Below are 14,473 nucleotides of genomic sequence, written 5' to 3'. Positions count from 1 at the left end.
GTGGGCCCCGGATCGGCGGCCCTGCGGGCCTTGTCCGGGGATACGCCGAGAGATCGACATACACTCGCCACGTGGTCGCGAGGCCGAAGTGCTGCCCGATATGCGCTCTATCGGAACGTATGGGCGAGCTTCTGGCGCAGGCCGTGGTCGGTCAGGTCGAGGCGGAGGGGGGTGACCGAGATGGCGCCCTGGTCGAGGGCCCAGAGGTCGGTACCTTCGAGCGGTTCCAGGCGCTTGGGGCGATAGGCGATCCAGTAGTAGGGGAAGCCGCGGTTGTCCATGCGCTCGTCGACATGGATCAGGTCGCCGTTGCGTTCGCCCTGGGCGGTCGCGATCACGCCGGTGACGGCGTCGGCCGGGCGGTTCGGGAAGTTGACGTTCATCAGTACGCCGTCCGGAATGCCGGCCTCGATCAGGCGCCGAATCACGTCCGGGCCATGGGTACGCGCGGTGTCCCAGGGCACGTCCGAGCCCTTCGGCCAGCCGAAGGCCTGGCTGAGCGCGATCGACGGCACGCCCAGGATGGTACCCTCCATGGCGCCCGCCACGGTGCCCGAATAGGTCACGTCGTCGGCGATGTTGGCGCCGCGGTTGACGCCCGACAGGACGAGATCCGGCCGCGCCGGCAGGACGTGGCGCAGGCCCATGATCACGCAGTCGGTCGGCGTGCCGCGCACCGCGACATGGCGTGCGTCGATCTCGCGCAGGCGCAGCGGATCGGACAGGGTCAGCGAGTGCGCCTTGCCTGACTGGTCGGTCTCCGGTGCCACCACCCATACGTCGTCGGACAGCGCACGGGCGATCTCTTCCAGCACGGCGAGGCCCGGCGCATGGATGCCGTCGTCATTGGTGATCAGGATGCGCATGGAAACCTCGGCGAGAGAATAGTGACCGCGGGCGGCCGACGGTGCGGGTGAGGGCGGAAGTGTGGAGCCGACGGCCGCGGAGCCGGTCAGCCGATCACCTCCAGGCCGCCCATATAGGGCCGCAGCACCGACGGGACCGTGACGCTGCCGTCGGCATTCTGGTAGTTTTCCAGGACCGCGACCAGGGCGCGGCCGACGGCGACGCCCGAGCCGTTCAGCGTGTGCACGAAGCGGGTGCCCTTGCCCTCCTGCGGCCGGTAGCGTGCATTCATGCGCCGGGCCTGGAAGTCGCCGCAGTTCGAGCAGGACGAGATCTCGCGATAGGCGTTCTGCCCGGGCAGCCAGACCTCCAGGTCGTAGGTCTTCTGCGAGGCGAAGCCCATGTCGCCGGTGCACAGCGCCATGGTGCGATACGGCAGTTCGAGCCGCTTCAGCACCTCTTCGGCCGCCGCCGTCATGCGCTCGTGTTCAGCCGCCGAATGCTCCGGCGTGGTGATCGAGACCAGTTCCACCTTGAGGAACTGATGCTGGCGGATCATGCCGCGCGTGTCGCGCCCCGCCGAACCGGCTTCCGAGCGGAAGCACGGCGTCCAGGCGGTGAAGCGGAACGGCAGGGCGGTCTCGTCGAGGATCTCTTCGCGCACGATATTGGTGAGCGGGATCTCGGCGGTCGGCACCAGCCAGAAGCCCTCGGTCGTGCGGAACAGATCCTCGGCGAATTTCGGCAGGTTGCCGGTGCCGTAGGCGCTCTCGGTCTTGACCAGGAACGGCGGGTCGATCTCGGTATAGCCGTGCACGTCGGTGTGCAGGTCGAGCATGAACTGCCCGAGCGCGCGTTCGAGACGGGCGAGCTTGCCCTTCAGGAACACGAATCGGGCGCCCGAGACCTTGCCGGCGGTCTCGAAATCCATCAGGCCCAGCGCCTCGCCGATCTCGAAATGCTGCTTGGGCGCGAAGTCGAAGGCGCGCGGCGTGCCGACCCGGCGCACCTCGACATTGCCGTGCTCGTCGGCCCCGACCGGCACGTCGGCCTGCGGGACGTTCGGGATCTCGGCGAGCGCGGCCTCGAGCTCGGCCTGGATGGTGCGGTCGGCCACCTCGCCGGCCTGGATGTCGGCCTTCAGCGAGGCGACTTCGGCCATCAGGGCCTGCGCCCGGGCCTCGTCCTTGGTCGCCTTGGCCTTGCCGATATCCTTCGAGGCGGCGTTCTGGCGCGCCTGCATTTCCTGCAGGCGGGTCATCTGTGCGCGGCGGCGGTCGTCGATTTCGAGCAGGCCGGCCGACAGCGGAGCCTTGCCGCGGTTCACCAGCGCGCGGTCGAAAGCCTCGGCATTGTCGCGGATCCAGCGGATATCGAACATCGTCGTCCCTCGGCACGGTCGGGCGCGCGATCTGCGCGGATCCGACGGAAAGCGGCGTCATGCCTTCGGGGGAAGAGGTCGTTGCCATCCCGGCGGGATCATGCGCCCGCGAGGGGCCGACCCCGCCCGGGCCTCACGCTCACGAAGCGTTCGCCGCGGATTTCTCTTTCTGCCGCTCGACGAAGCGGACGGCCAAGATGGTGAGTTCGTAGAGGAGGATGGTGGGTATCGCAAGCGAGATCTGGCTGAGCGGATCGGGTGGCGTCAGCACCGCGGCGGCCACGAAGGCGATCAGGATCGCCCAGCGGCGGCGCTCGCGCAGGTCCGTCGAGGTCAGGAAGCCGATCCGGGCGAGCAGCGTGAGCACGACCGGCATCTGGAAGACGATGCCGAAGGCGAAGGTCAGCGACATGATCAGCGACAGATACTCGCTGACGCGCGGCAGGAGCTCGATCTTGATCTCGCCCTCGCCGGTCTGCTGCATGCCGGCGAAGAAGCCGAGCACCATGGGCAGCATGAAATAGACCAGCGCGGCGCCGAGAACGAAGAAGACCGGCGTGGCGATCAGATAGGGCGTGAAGGCCTGCTTCTCGTGCTTATAGAGCCCCGGGGCGACGAATTTGTAGATCTGCGTCGCGATGACCGGGAAGGCGAAGAACAGGGCGCCGTAGAAGGCCACCTTGATCTGCGTGATGAAAAATTCCTGCGGCGCCGTGAAGATCATTACGGCGGGCTTGCCGGTCATGTGCCGGATGGTCAGGTCGTAGGGCCAGACCAGGAAGTTGTAGATCGACTTCGCGAAGGCGAAGCAGACGATGAAGGCGATCACGATTGCGATGATGGCGCGGATCAGGCGCGACCGCAATTCGATGAGATGCTCGATCAGCGGCGCCTTGGAGGCTTCGATATCGTCCTCTTCGCTCATGGAATCAGGCGCTCTTCGGCGGTACGGGGTCGATCGGATCGGGCGTAGCGGCCGGCATGGCGGCAAGGTCCGGCATCGGCGGCGGGCCTTCGAGGCCCATCGGGCGCGGCGGCATGGCCGGCGGCTCGTAGGGGGCGATCTCGGGCAGAGACAGGCTTTCGGCGCTCGGCATGGGCAATGGCTCAGCGGAGGCAGTCACGGTTTCGGCCGGCGCCGGATCGGCGGCAAAGCCTTCGGCCTGTCCGGCCGGCGTTGTCGCCGGCGTGGAGTCAAGCCCGGCCTCGATGCGCGACAGTTCGGCGTTCAGGTCCTGCGAGACCTGATGCACGGGCGCCATGGCGGCGTCGATCTCGCTGCGGATCATGTTGGCGGGGTTGAGGGCCTTCAGGTCCTCGACGCTCTTCTTCACGTCGTCGAGTTCCGCCTCGCGGATCGCCTCGCTAACCTGCCCCTGGAACTCCGCCGCCATGCGCCGGACCTTGCCGATGGTCTGGCCGACCATCCGGAGCATCTTGGGGAGATCCTTGGGGCCGATGACGACAAGCGCCACGACCCCGATGATGAGCATTTCGCTCCAGGCAATGTCCAGCATCTCGTCCCGCGGGCTGCCCCGGTCCCTGATGGGAGCCGGGGTCTGTTCGCCCGTCCCGTATTACCGCCAAGTCGCATGCCGGACGCCTCCGGCGCAAGTCGGCCGATGCGGAATTCCGCGCCGGCAGCGCCTGCCGGGCGTGTAGATCAGACGGCCTTGGACTTGTCCTCGGACGTGGCCCGGCTGTCGGTCGGATGGTTCTCGATGGTCTTCGGGGGCACGGTGGAAGCCGGCGGCGGGGGCGTATCGGCCTTTGCCTCGTCGTCCTGCATGCCCTTCTTGAAGTTCTTGATGCCCTTGGCGAAGTCACCCATCAGTTCGGGGATCTTGCCGCGGCCGAACAGAAGCAACGCGATCACCAGGACGATCAGCCAATGCCAGATGCTCAAGGAACCCATTTCGTCTTTCTCCGTGCGAGACGGTCCGGGGCCGGTCTGGTCCCCGCGCCGTCCGCGTGTCGTCGATGTCCCGTGATCGCTTCGCGCCGGGACGGGGTCCCGATTTCCTCGCGGAGATCACCTTTGGCGGCGATGCGGCCGGCACTATGGCAAAACTGCTGTTGTGCCGCAACATGACTGGCACCGCCGGCGCGAGATACGGTTTCCGCGTCCGGTCGCCCGGCGGCGGATCCGCGCGGCGGAACACGATCATGGCGGTCTATATGGGGCCGGCAGCCTCCTTGGGGAAGACCAGAACTTCCGCGGGATCGATTGTGACGCCGACATCCGCGCCGGGCGCCAGTGCGCCGCCGCCGCGCAGGCGCGCCTTGACGGTACCGTCGAGGCCTTGGACGGCGACATCGAACAGGTCGACCTCACCCAGGAAGCGTCGCTCCATGATGCGGCCGGGAATGCCGGTGCCGGGCCGGTCGAGCAGTACGCCTTGCGGCCGGATCGCGACATCCGCCCAGGCGCCTTCCGCCAATCCGGCCGCCGCGAAGCTGCCGACCGGCGTCGCTACCGCGCCCTGGGTGCCACGGCCCTGGATGACGTTCAGTTCGGAGAAGAAGCGCGCGGTAAAGAGGTCGGCCGGCGCATTGTAGATTTCGGCGCCCGTACCGACCTGGATCAGCAGTCCCTGACGCATCAGGGCGATCCGGTCGCCCATGCGCATCGCCTCTTCCGGATCGTGGGTGACGACCAGCGATGTGGCACGCGTCTCGCGCAGGACGGCGAGGGTCTCATCGCGCACCGAATCGCGCAGCCGACGGTCGAGGCCCGAGAAGGGTTCGTCCATCAGCAGGACCGAGGGCCGCGGGGCAATGGCGCGTGCGAGCGCGACGCGCTGCTGCTCGCCGCCGGACAGTTCGTGCGGATAATCGAAGGCGTGGCTCTCCAGCCCGACTCGGGCGAGCGCCTGCAGCGCCTCGCGCTCGCCCTCGCGCTTCGGCAGTGCGGTCAGGCCGAACATGACGTTGGCCAGGATGGTCAGGTGCGGAAACAGCGCATAGTCCTGGAACATCAGGCCGATGCCGCGCCGCTCGGGCGGCAGGAAGACGTTCGGACCGCTCACTTCGCGCCCGTTGACGAGCACGCGGCCGCCGGCCGGCCGCTCGACGCCGGCGGCAAGCCGGAGCAGGGTGGTCTTGCCGCAGCCGGAATGCCCGAGCAGGCACAGCACCTCGCCGGGCTCGACATCGAGCGTCACGCCGCGCAGGGACGGGGCTCCGTCATAGGCATGGCTGACGGCCTCGAAAGTCAGGCGGGCGGCGATGGTCGCAGCGGCCTTGGCGCGCGGGGCGGGCGTCGTTCGAAGCGGTGATGCGTGACGATCGATCGTGAACAAGGCGGCTCGGCTCTCCGCGGGACCGGCGGCTGGCTCCGCCAGGTTCCTCTATAGGGCTTCGGACCCGGCATTTCATCCCGGACCTTGGACATGTGATGCCGGCACGCGCCGCGATGCCGGGTCAGGTTCCATCGGCCTCTTCGGGCTCGTCTGCCTCGTCGGCGGTCAGCAGATCGGCGAGTTCGCCCGGCTCGATCGGGTCCTCGTCGGGCGTCAGTGCGGGATCGTCGGTCGGCATGGGCACATGGAAGCCGGGCGGAATGCGTCCTTCGAGCAGGCCTGCGCCCTTCAATTCCTCGAGACCGGGCAGATCGCGCAGGCTGTCGAGGCCGAAATGGATCAGGAAGGCTTCGCTTGTCCCGTAGGTGACCGGGCGGCCCGGCGTCCGCCGGCGCCCGCGCATCCGGACCCAGCCGGTTTCGAGCAGGACATCGAGCGTGCCCTTGGAGAGGCCCACGCCGCGGATCGCCTCGACCTCGGCCCGTGTCACCGGCTGGTGATAGGCGATCGCCGCCAGGGTCTCGAGCGCCGGGCGCGACAGGCGACGGGTCTCATGCGCCTCGCGCGCCATCAGCCAGGCGAGATCGGAGGCCGTGCGGAACATCCACTTGCCGGCGACGCGCAGGAGATTGACCCCCCGGGCCCGGTAGTCCGCCTCCAGGTCGCGCAGGGCGCCGCGCAGGTCGGCGCCGGCCGGCAGGCGCTCGGCCAGGGTCCTTTCGTCGAGCGGCTCGGCGGCGGCGAACAGCAGCGCCTCGACCATGCGCCGGACGTCGGCCCGTTCGGGACCACCGCCGGGCGCCGGATCCGGGGCTCCGTCGGCTGCGGTCGAGGCGTCCGGATCGGCGGATGGCGCGTCGTCCCGGTCCTGAGGGTCGCCGTCGGGCCGGTTCATTCCGACCCTCGCGCTGGTTCGTCGCGCGGGGCGGGCGGGGTGCGGATGAAGAGGGGTTCGAAGGCCTCGGCCTGGCGGATCTCCAGCTTGCCCTCGCGCACCAGTTCCAGGCTCGCCGAGAAGGAGGATGCGATCACGGTGGCGCGCATCTCCGGCGACAGATAGGCGCCGAGGAAGGTGACGATCGGTGTCCAGTCGGCGATCCGCCCGACCAGGCGCTCCAGGATGACGCGCGCGTCGGCGAGCGCCCAGACCTGGCGCCGCGCGACCCGCACGGTGGTGACCATTTGGCGCTGGCGCAGGCCCGCATAGGCGGTCAGGAGATCGTAAAGGCTCGCCTGCCAGACATCCTGCCGGTCGACCGCTACCGCCTCCGGGCGCCCGCGCGCGAACACCTCGCGGCCCAGCCGGCGCCGCTCCATCAGGGCACCGGCGGCGGCCCGCATGGCCTCGAGCCGCTGCAGGCGGAAGGCGAGCGCGGCGGCCAGCTCCTCGCCGCTCGGCTGGTCGTCGCTCGGCGGCGAGGGCAGCAGCAGGCGCGATTTGAGATAGGCGAGCCAGGCGGCCATGACCAGATAGTCGGCCGCCAGCTCCAGCCGGGTCTCCCGGGCGGCCTCGACGAAGGCCAGATACTGTTCGGCCAGCGCCAGGATCGAGATGCGCGCCAGATCGACCTTCTGGGCGCGGGCAAGACTCAGAAGCAGATCGAGCGGCCCCTCGAAGCCGTCGACATCGACCACCAGTGCGGGGCCGCCGTCTTCGGCCGGGCCGGCGGCCGGCGCGGTGCGCACCGGCCGGTTCCAGTCCTCCGCGGCGTCCGGCACCGGGCCGACGCGGCCTGCGGCAGCGGAGGCGGGGGGCACGGTCCGGGTGCTTTCGGCCGGCATCGTCGGATCCCCGGGTTCGGGCCGCCCGGTCAGACGACCGCCGCGGCCATCAGATCGGCGAGTTCCGCGCGCGCGGCCGCCAGATCGATCGGCTCCGGCCGCCGCCGCGCGTCGAGCGCCGCCTGCGCCCGCAGGGCCGCCGCACCGTCGAGCGGTCGGCAGGCGCCAGCGACCATCCGCATCTCCTCGAGGCGGCCGCTGCAATGAAGCACGAGGTCGACCCCGGCGTCGAGCGCAGCCCGGCTGCGTTCGCGCAGCGATCCGGCCAGGGCCTGCATGGAAATGTCGTCCGTCATCAGGCAGCCGTTGAAACCGATGCGGCCGCGGATGATCTCCTCGATCACCACGGGCGACAGGGTGCCGGGCCGATCGGGATCGATCGCCGTGTAGACGACATGCGCGGTCATGCCGAGCGGCAGGCCGGCGAGCGCGGCGAAGGGCGGGAAGTCGGTCGCCTCGAGATCTGCGCGCGGCGCATCGACCACCGGCAGCGACAGATGGCTGTCGACACCGGCGCGGCCGTGGCCGGGAATATGCTTGGCGACCGGCAGCACGCCGCCGGCCATCAGCCCCTCGGCGGCCGCCCGGCCAAGCGCCGACACGATCGTCGGTTCGCGGCCATAGGCGCGGTTGCCGATCACGTCATGGGCGCCTTCCACCGGCACGTCGAGCACCGGCAGGCAGTCGACATCGATGCCGACCTCGGCCAGGTCGGCCGCGATCAGCCGTGCGCCGAGCCAGGCTGCGCGCAGCCCGGCGGCGGAATCCCGCTCGGCAAGTTGGCCGAAGGCGCGCCCCGACGGATAGGCCGGCCATTCCGGCGGCCCCATCCGCTGCACGCGACCGCCCTCCTGGTCGATCAGCACAGGCGCGTCCGGCCGACCGACGACGTCGCGCAATTGCGCTGTCAGGGCAGAGACCTGCCGGCGATCCTGGATGTTGCGCTTGAAGAGGATGAAGCCCCAGGGCCGCGCGTCGCGAAAGAAGGCGACCTCTTCGTCGGTCAGTTCGAAGCCGGCACAGCCGGAAATGAAGGCGGCGTTGGACGACATGGCCTCGATCTCCTCGGAGCGGATGGGGGCGATCCGTGACAAGACGGCGATGCCGCAGGCTGCAGGCGCGATGGTCAGGCGGCCATTCCGGGGATCGGCCCGGCGCATGCTCCCGTTCCGGCCCCCGTCACGCGCTGCGGCCGCCGTTCAGAGAGCGGCGGCCGCCATGGCGATGCGTTCTCGCGCGGTCAGCGTCGGGTGGTGAAGCAGACGCCGCCCTGGGATTTGATCTGCTCGCAGAGCGCCTTGGCTTCGCTCTCCGAGCCCGCCGAAACGCGCGCCCGATGATAGTTGCCGAACACCTGCACGTAGGTCGACCGGCCGCCCAGGACGCCGGAATATTTGCGCTGAGCATCGGCGATGACCCGGCGCGCTTCTGCATCGGACGGAGCGGCAGCAAGTTGCACGGCCCAGGCGCCGTCGCCGGACGCTGCGGGAGGCGGAGCGCTGATCGGAGCGGGCGGCGCCAGCGCGGCGGGAGCGGGCGTGGACGTGGTTGCGGCCGGACCGTTCGAGGCGAGCCGGGTCGGCGGAACGGCGCCGAGCGCAAGCGGCGCGCCGGTCGCGGCGGGCAGAGGCTGCGAGGCGACGGCCGGCTTCGGGGCCACGACGGGCTTCGGCGGTGCCGGCGGCGTTCCGGGCAAGCCGAGATTGGCACTCGGCGGCGCCGTGACCGGGGTCGCCACAACGGGTTTGGGCGCGGCCGGCGGCGGGGTTGCGGCGGTGGTGACCGGCGCCGGGCCGGGGGCCGGCAACGGAGGCGCACCGGACCCGACCGACGTGACCGGGCCGGTCGACGGCGCCTTGGGGGCCGACAGCGCCGCGATCGGATCGTTGGCCCGCGGCGGCAGGGAGACGACCGGCTGCGCCGGTCCCGGCGGCAAGGCGGGCTCGCCGATGCGGACCGGCGTGGTGGTCACCGTGCGGGCCGGATCGCCCGACGGTACGATCGTGCCGTCCGGACGAACGACGACGGTGCGCACCGTGCGCGGCTGCTCGGCGACGGCGGAGTTCGGCGCGCCCGGAATGACCCGGACGTTGCGGCCGTCCTGGGTGCGGCCGGCGACCTGGTCGAGCGGTTCTTCCTGGCGGGTGACCAGACGCGACTTGTCCTCACCGCTGCCGTCGGTGGTCAGTTTCGGGCCGCTCGGTCCGGTCGCCTGACCTTCCGGCTTGACCTTCATCGGCTTGGGATCGGCCGCGATCAGGGGCGGCGTGCCGCCATCGCCGGGCGTCGCGAAAGCGCGCCAGCCGAGAAAGCCGAGGCCGCCGAGCACGAAGACGCCGAGCGCCATACCCGCCGCCATCAGGCCGCGGCGGGGCTCACGTGCGACGTGGCGCGCGGCGGACCGTTCCGAATGCGGATGTTCCGGCATGGCCGGAGCGCCGCCGAGATAGGGCTGCGCTTCCCGGGCGGCGGCGGCGATCTCCTCGCGTCCGAACTCGCCGAAGGTCGGCTCGACCTGCGGTGCGCGCACCCGGCTATCGACGGACGGCGGCATCGGCGGGGTGGCGAAATCGGAGGCAGCCGGCGCCGGCCGCTGGCTGCCCGGTTGCGCGCCGGGGAGGGGGCCGTGGCCACCCTGAGTGCGGCCGGAATACCCCTGGGAACCGCCCTGGCTCTGACCGCCGAGCGCATGGCCCGTGGCGCCGTGATGCGCCGCAGCGCCCTGATGGGCGCCGGCCTGCTGGCCGGTCCGCTGCTGCTGCGGATCGATCAGCATGGTCGGCTCGTCGAAGAAATCGTCGAAGGCGGGATCGTAGGACCCGGCCGCGACGCCGCTCTGCACGTACCGATACTGTTCGTTGGCAAGATGCGAGGCGAAGTCGCCGCCGGCAGCCTGGGACGGTGCCGGCGCGGGTTCGCGGCGGACGGGCTGCGGAGCGGGTTGCGCGGACATGGCGGCTCTCTGTGCGACCGGCTGCGCGGCGGCAGGCGGTTGGGGGGCCGGAGGCGGAGCGGCGCTCGCCGCGGGCTGGACGCGGGCGCGCGGGGTGCGATCGGGATCGACCGTCGAGCGCAGTTCGCTGAACAATTCCTGTTCCAGGGCGGACAGTTGATTCGGCATCGGCTGGCGACCGATTTCGGCACGCGGCTGGGGCTCGGGGATCGCCGCCCGCGGCTCCGGCGCGGCCGCACGGCCGCGCTGCGCCGGCTCCGGGAAAGGAGCGCCGCCACTGACGATTCGGGCCAGTTCGACCAGCGGATCATCCTCGTAGGAGCGATCCTGAGGTCCGCGATCGTCATAACCGGTTGGCAGTCGCTTCAGTTCGGCCATCGGATCTGTCCACCTCCGTCGCGCGACGGACTTCGTCGCGCGGAGCACCGCACCCGGAGTGTGCTCGCAATCCGATTATCGCATTTCATCGGGTGCCGTGACACCCAATATAGCGAGCCCGGACTCGAGAACCAAAGCAACGGCACGCACCATTGCCAATCGGGCTGAGGACGACAATGGATCGTCAACGTTAATAAAGCGTAATTGCGGCAGTTCCTTGCCCCGATTCCAGTGTCCGTGCAGTTCACTGGCGAGGTCGTGGAGGTAGAAGGCGAGCCGGTGCGGTTCGTGTGCGCTGGCTGCGGATTCGACCAGCCGGGGCCACTCGGCAAGGCGACGCACCAGTGCCAACTCGCCCTGATCGCTCAAAAGGGCCAGAGGCGCCGCCGCCAAGGCCGCGTCCGACAGGTCCAAATGCGGCAATTCCGCGGCAGCCTGACGGAAGACGGATCGGCAGCGGGCATGGGCATATTGCACGTAGAAGACCGGATTATCCTTGGATTGGTCTGTCACCTTCTGGAAGTCGAAGTCGAGCGGCGCATCGTTCTTCCGGTAGAGCATCATGAAGCGGACCGCGTCGCGGCCGACCTCTTCGACGACGTCGGCCAGCGTGACGAAGGATCCCGACCGCTTGGACATCTTGACCGGCTCGCCGGCCCGAAACAGCTTCACGAGCTGGCAGAGCTTTACGTCGAGCCCGCCCTCATCGCCGGTCATCGCCTTGACGGCGGCCTGCATGCGCTTCACGTAGCCGCCATGGTCCGCGCCCCAGACGTCGATCATTTCGTGGAAGCCGCGCAGATACTTGTCGTAGTGATAGGCGATGTCCGAGGCGAAATAGGTGTAGCTGCCGTCCGACTTCATCAGCGGGCGGTCCGTATCGTCGCCGAATGCGCTCGACCGGAACAGGACCTGCTCGCGATCCTCCCAATCGTCGGGCAGCTGCCCCTTGGGCGGTGCCAGCCGGCCGCGATAGATTAGGTCCTTGGCCTCCAGCGCGGCGATCGCCTGGCGGACCCGATCGTGACCCGGCTCCTGCAGGCTGGCCTCGGAGAAGAAGACGTCGTGATGGACGTTGAGGAGCTGCAGATCCTTGCGGATCTCCGCCATCATGGCATCGATCGCCGCCCGCTTGACGACAGGAAGCCATTCGGCCTCCGGCTTCGACAGCAAAGCGTCGCCATGGGCGGCGGCCAGCGCCGCGCCGACCGGCTTCAGATAGTCGCCCGGATAGAAGCCCTCCGGGATCTCGATCGTCTCGCCGAGCGCCTCGCGGTAGCGCAGATAGGCCGACCGGGCCAACACATCGACCTGGGCACCGGCATCGTTGATGTAATATTCCTTGGTCACCGACCAGCCCGCATAGCCCAGCAGATTGGCCAGCGCGTCGCCGAACACCGCGCCGCGACAGTGGCCGACATGCATCGGGCCGGTCGGATTGGCCGAGACATATTCGACGTTGACGGGTGCATTGCGGCCGAGGCCGGAGCGGCCGAAGGCGTCGCCGGCGCGCAGGATCGCACCGAGGAGGTCGGTCCAGTAGGCCGGCACCAGACGCAGGTTGATGAAGCCCGGCCCGGCGACCTCGGTTTCGGCGATGTCGGGATCGGCGGCGAGTTCGCCGACCAGCTTCAGGGCCAGCTGACGCGGGTTCTCGCCGGCCGCCTTGGCGAGCACCATGGCGGCATTGGTGGCGAGGTCGCCATGGGCGGGATCACGCGGCGGCTCGATCAGGATCCTCGTGAGATCGAGCGCCGATCCGTCGGTCGCCGTCAGCCCCAGGCTTTCGACCGCCTTGCGGACACGGATCGTGAAATCGACGAAGACGTTCATAAGGGTGGTCTCTGGCGTTGGTCGGAGCGGACGCGTGCCCGTCCCGCGTCCGCTTGCGGCCGCTGCCGGAGGGGCGCGCGGGGCCTAACGCAAATCCGGGGTCGCGTCAAACAGGCGCCGGTGCTCGATTTCGGCGAAGCGGTCGGTCATGCCGGCAATGTAGTCGGCCACCCGCCGGGCCCGGCGGCCGGCGTCGTCGGCGTCGAGGCCGCGACGCCATTCCGGCGGCATCTCCTCCGGCGCGGCCGTGTAGGCCGCATAGAGCGCCTGGACGACCTGCTCGGCGTTTCTCATCACCGCCATGACGCTGCCCGCCCGGTAGACATGGGCATAGAGGAAACGCTTGATGCCGCGATCGGCTTCGGCCATCGCCTCCGAGAAGGCGGCCATCGGTCGGGCCAGGTGGCGGACCGCGTCGGCATCGGCCGGGCGGTCGGCGGCAATCCGGGCAAGCGTCTCGGCGATCACGTCCTCGACCATGCGGGTGATCACCCGGCGGGTCACCTCCTGGATCAGGCGCCCGAGGTCCAGGTCGGGATGGCGTGTGCGCACCTCGCGCAGGATGTCGCCGACCAGCGGGACCTCGGTCAGCTGGTCGGGCGCGATCAGGCCGGCTCTCAGGCCGTCGTCGATGTCGTGGGCGTCGTAGGCGATATCGTCGGCAAGCGCGGCGACCTGGGCCTCCAGCCCGGCATGGGACCAGAGCCGGAGATCGTGCCGCGCCTGATAGACCCGAATGGCATAGGGCAGGGGGCCGACCTCGCCATGCACCGGCAGCGGCACGCCGGCGGTGTCGGTCAGCGGGCCGTTGTGCTTGACGAGGCCTTCGAGCGCTTCCCAGCTCAAATTGAGGCCGTCGAAACCGGCATAGCGTCGCTCCAGGCTGGTGACCACGCGCAGCGTCTGGGCATTGTGGTCGAAGCCGCCGTGATCGAGCATGGCGCGGTTCAGCGCGCGTTCGCCGGCATGGCCGAAGGGCGTGTGGCCGAGATCGTGGCCGAGCGCGAGCGCCTCGGCGAGATCCTCGTCGAGCCGGAGCGCCCGAGCCAGTGCGCGGGCGATCTGGGCGACCTCGATGGTATGGGTCAGACGGGTGCGGAAATGATCGCCCTCGTGATAGACGAAGACCTGCGTCTTGTGGGCGAGGCGGCGGAATGCGGTCGAATGCACGATTCGGTCGCGGTCGCGCTGATAGGGCGTCCGGGTCGGGCTTTCCGGCTCGGCGACGAGGCGGCCCCGGGTCGTGCGCGGATCGGAGGCATAGGGCGCGCGCGGCTCGCCGCCGAAGCCGATCCCGCTCAAACCGGTCGCGCCCACTGGCCCCTCCTCGATCGCGTCGCCCGGGCGCCGACAGCGCAAGCCCTTGCCCGTCCCCGGTGGCATCCCGCCCCTGCGCCCGGAAGGCCTTGAATCCTTGGACGCGCGAGGGCACTTAATTCCATGCTGATCGTGACGCAAGCACGACCGGCACACCCGATTGCAAGACTGCGCAGGCGAGGTCCCCATGGACGGCGGCATGCCCCCACTCTCCCAGACCCCCATCGCGGTTTCAGAGCGCGCGGCGAAGCGCATCCTGAAGATCACGGCCGCCGAGCCGGAGGGAACGGTGCTGCGCGTCTCCGTCTCCGGCGGCGGCTGCTCGGGCTTCCAGTACGGCTTCGACCTGACCCGCGAGCGCGCCGACGACGACCTCGTCATCGAACGCGACGGCGCCACGGTGGTGATCGACCCGGTTTCGATCGAATACATGACCGGCTCGGAGATCGATTTCGTCGACAGCCTGATCGGCCAGTCGTTCCAGATCCGCAACCCGAACGCCACCGCCAGCTGCGGCTGCGGCACCAGCTTCTCGCTCTGAGGACGGTCTGCAGGGCGGCGAATTCGTCTGTAGCCGCTCGTCCCATATAGAAAAGGCGCCGGATTGCTCCGACGCCTTTCCCGTTTGTAGCCGCGACCTTGACGGCTGCGATCAGAAGTCCATGCCGCCACCCGCGACGG

General features: G+C 69.6%; 13 protein-coding genes. 1 reads left to right on the top strand and 12 read right to left on the bottom strand.

Features of this window, described 5'->3' with window-relative positions:
* Positions 1-107 precede the first annotated feature (107 nt).
* From surE to KL771_RS22280, 12 genes are all read right to left on the bottom strand, one after another.
* A complete protein-coding gene (surE, locus tag KL771_RS22335; RefSeq protein WP_261970724.1) occupies positions 108-866 on the bottom strand; it encodes a 5'/3'-nucleotidase SurE in 759 nt (252 codons plus the stop codon).
* A gap of 86 nt (positions 867-952) precedes the next feature.
* Complete coding sequence (gene serS / locus KL771_RS22330) at positions 953-2,227, bottom strand: serine--tRNA ligase (RefSeq protein ID WP_261970723.1); 1,275 nt, start codon at positions 2,225-2,227, stop codon at positions 953-955.
* A 139-nt stretch (positions 2,228-2,366) separates the two neighbouring features.
* Positions 2,367-3,152, bottom strand: a complete 786-nt coding sequence (gene tatC, locus KL771_RS22325; RefSeq protein WP_261970722.1) for a twin-arginine translocase subunit TatC — start codon at positions 3,150-3,152, stop codon at positions 2,367-2,369.
* A 4-nt stretch (positions 3,153-3,156) separates the two neighbouring features.
* Positions 3,157-3,720: a Sec-independent protein translocase protein TatB gene (tatB, locus tag KL771_RS22320; RefSeq protein ID WP_390867472.1), complete on the bottom strand. Its 564-nt coding sequence runs from the start codon at positions 3,718-3,720 to the stop codon at positions 3,157-3,159.
* A gap of 170 nt (positions 3,721-3,890) precedes the next feature.
* Complete coding sequence (locus tag KL771_RS22315) at positions 3,891-4,142, bottom strand: twin-arginine translocase TatA/TatE family subunit (protein WP_261970720.1); 252 nt, start codon at positions 4,140-4,142, stop codon at positions 3,891-3,893.
* Positions 4,143-4,401: 259 nt separating this feature from the next.
* A complete protein-coding gene (locus KL771_RS22310; protein ID WP_390867469.1) occupies positions 4,402-5,529 on the bottom strand; it encodes an ABC transporter ATP-binding protein in 1,128 nt (375 codons plus the stop codon).
* 121 nt (positions 5,530-5,650) lie between these two features.
* A complete protein-coding gene (gene scpB, locus KL771_RS22305) occupies positions 5,651-6,292 on the bottom strand; it encodes an SMC-Scp complex subunit ScpB (RefSeq protein WP_261970830.1) in 642 nt (213 codons plus the stop codon).
* Positions 6,293-6,420: 128 nt separating this feature from the next.
* Positions 6,421-7,311, bottom strand: a complete 891-nt coding sequence (locus KL771_RS22300; RefSeq protein ID WP_261970719.1) for a segregation and condensation protein A — start codon at positions 7,309-7,311, stop codon at positions 6,421-6,423.
* Between the two features lie 29 nt (positions 7,312-7,340).
* Complete coding sequence (gene nagZ, locus KL771_RS22295; protein WP_261970718.1) at positions 7,341-8,363, bottom strand: beta-N-acetylhexosaminidase; 1,023 nt, start codon at positions 8,361-8,363, stop codon at positions 7,341-7,343.
* 188 nt (positions 8,364-8,551) lie between these two features.
* Positions 8,552-10,642, bottom strand: coding sequence for an SPOR domain-containing protein (locus KL771_RS22290; protein ID WP_261970717.1), 2,091 nt, complete (start codon positions 10,640-10,642; stop codon positions 8,552-8,554).
* Positions 10,643-10,717: 75 nt separating this feature from the next.
* The gene (gene argS / locus KL771_RS22285; protein WP_261970716.1) at positions 10,718-12,475 is read right to left on the bottom strand and encodes an arginine--tRNA ligase; all 1,758 of its coding nucleotides are present in this window, start codon (positions 12,473-12,475) and stop codon (positions 10,718-10,720) included.
* Between the two features lie 84 nt (positions 12,476-12,559).
* On the bottom strand, positions 12,560-13,792 hold the full coding sequence (locus tag KL771_RS22280; protein WP_261970715.1) for a deoxyguanosinetriphosphate triphosphohydrolase: 1,233 nt from the start codon (positions 13,790-13,792) through the stop codon (positions 12,560-12,562).
* A 199-nt stretch (positions 13,793-13,991) separates the two neighbouring features.
* Between KL771_RS22280 and erpA the strand changes: the two genes are divergently transcribed.
* Complete coding sequence (gene erpA / locus KL771_RS22275; protein WP_261970714.1) at positions 13,992-14,333, top strand: iron-sulfur cluster insertion protein ErpA; 342 nt, start codon at positions 13,992-13,994, stop codon at positions 14,331-14,333.
* Positions 14,334-14,473 lie beyond the last annotated feature (140 nt).

The organism is Prosthecodimorpha staleyi, assembly GCF_018729455.1.
GTDB classification, from domain to species: domain Bacteria; phylum Pseudomonadota; class Alphaproteobacteria; order Rhizobiales; family Ancalomicrobiaceae; genus Prosthecodimorpha; species Prosthecodimorpha staleyi.
Note: the sequence above shows the minus strand (reverse complement) of the source record. Positions and strands in the feature narration are given on the sequence as shown.

Bases quoted from the DNA above. Each gene is read 5' to 3' on its own strand.
- nagZ (WP_261970718.1), bottom strand. From the start codon at position 8,363: ATGTCGTCCAACGCCGCCTTCATTTCCGGCTGTGCCGGCTTCGAACTG.
- tatB (WP_390867472.1), bottom strand. From the start codon at position 3,720: ATGCTCATCATCGGGGTCGTGGCGCTTGTCGTCATCGGCCCCAAGGAT.
- argS (WP_261970716.1), bottom strand. From the start codon at position 12,475: ATGAACGTCTTCGTCGATTTCACGATCCGTGTCCGCAAGGCGGTCGAA.
- KL771_RS22315 (WP_261970720.1), bottom strand. From the start codon at position 4,142: ATGGGTTCCTTGAGCATCTGGCATTGGCTGATCGTCCTGGTGATCGCG.
- KL771_RS22290 (WP_261970717.1), bottom strand. From the start codon at position 10,642: ATGGCCGAACTGAAGCGACTGCCAACCGGTTATGACGATCGCGGACCT.
- erpA (WP_261970714.1), top strand. From the start codon at position 13,992: ATGCCCCCACTCTCCCAGACCCCCATCGCGGTTTCAGAGCGCGCGGCG.
- tatC (WP_261970722.1), bottom strand. From the start codon at position 3,152: ATGAGCGAAGAGGACGATATCGAAGCCTCCAAGGCGCCGCTGATCGAG.
- serS (WP_261970723.1), bottom strand. From the start codon at position 2,227: ATGTTCGATATCCGCTGGATCCGCGACAATGCCGAGGCTTTCGACCGC.
- KL771_RS22300 (WP_261970719.1), bottom strand. From the start codon at position 7,311: ATGCCGGCCGAAAGCACCCGGACCGTGCCCCCCGCCTCCGCTGCCGCA.
- scpB (WP_261970830.1), bottom strand. From the start codon at position 6,292: ATGGTCGAGGCGCTGCTGTTCGCCGCCGCCGAGCCGCTCGACGAAAGG.
- surE (WP_261970724.1), bottom strand. From the start codon at position 866: ATGCGCATCCTGATCACCAATGACGACGGCATCCATGCGCCGGGCCTC.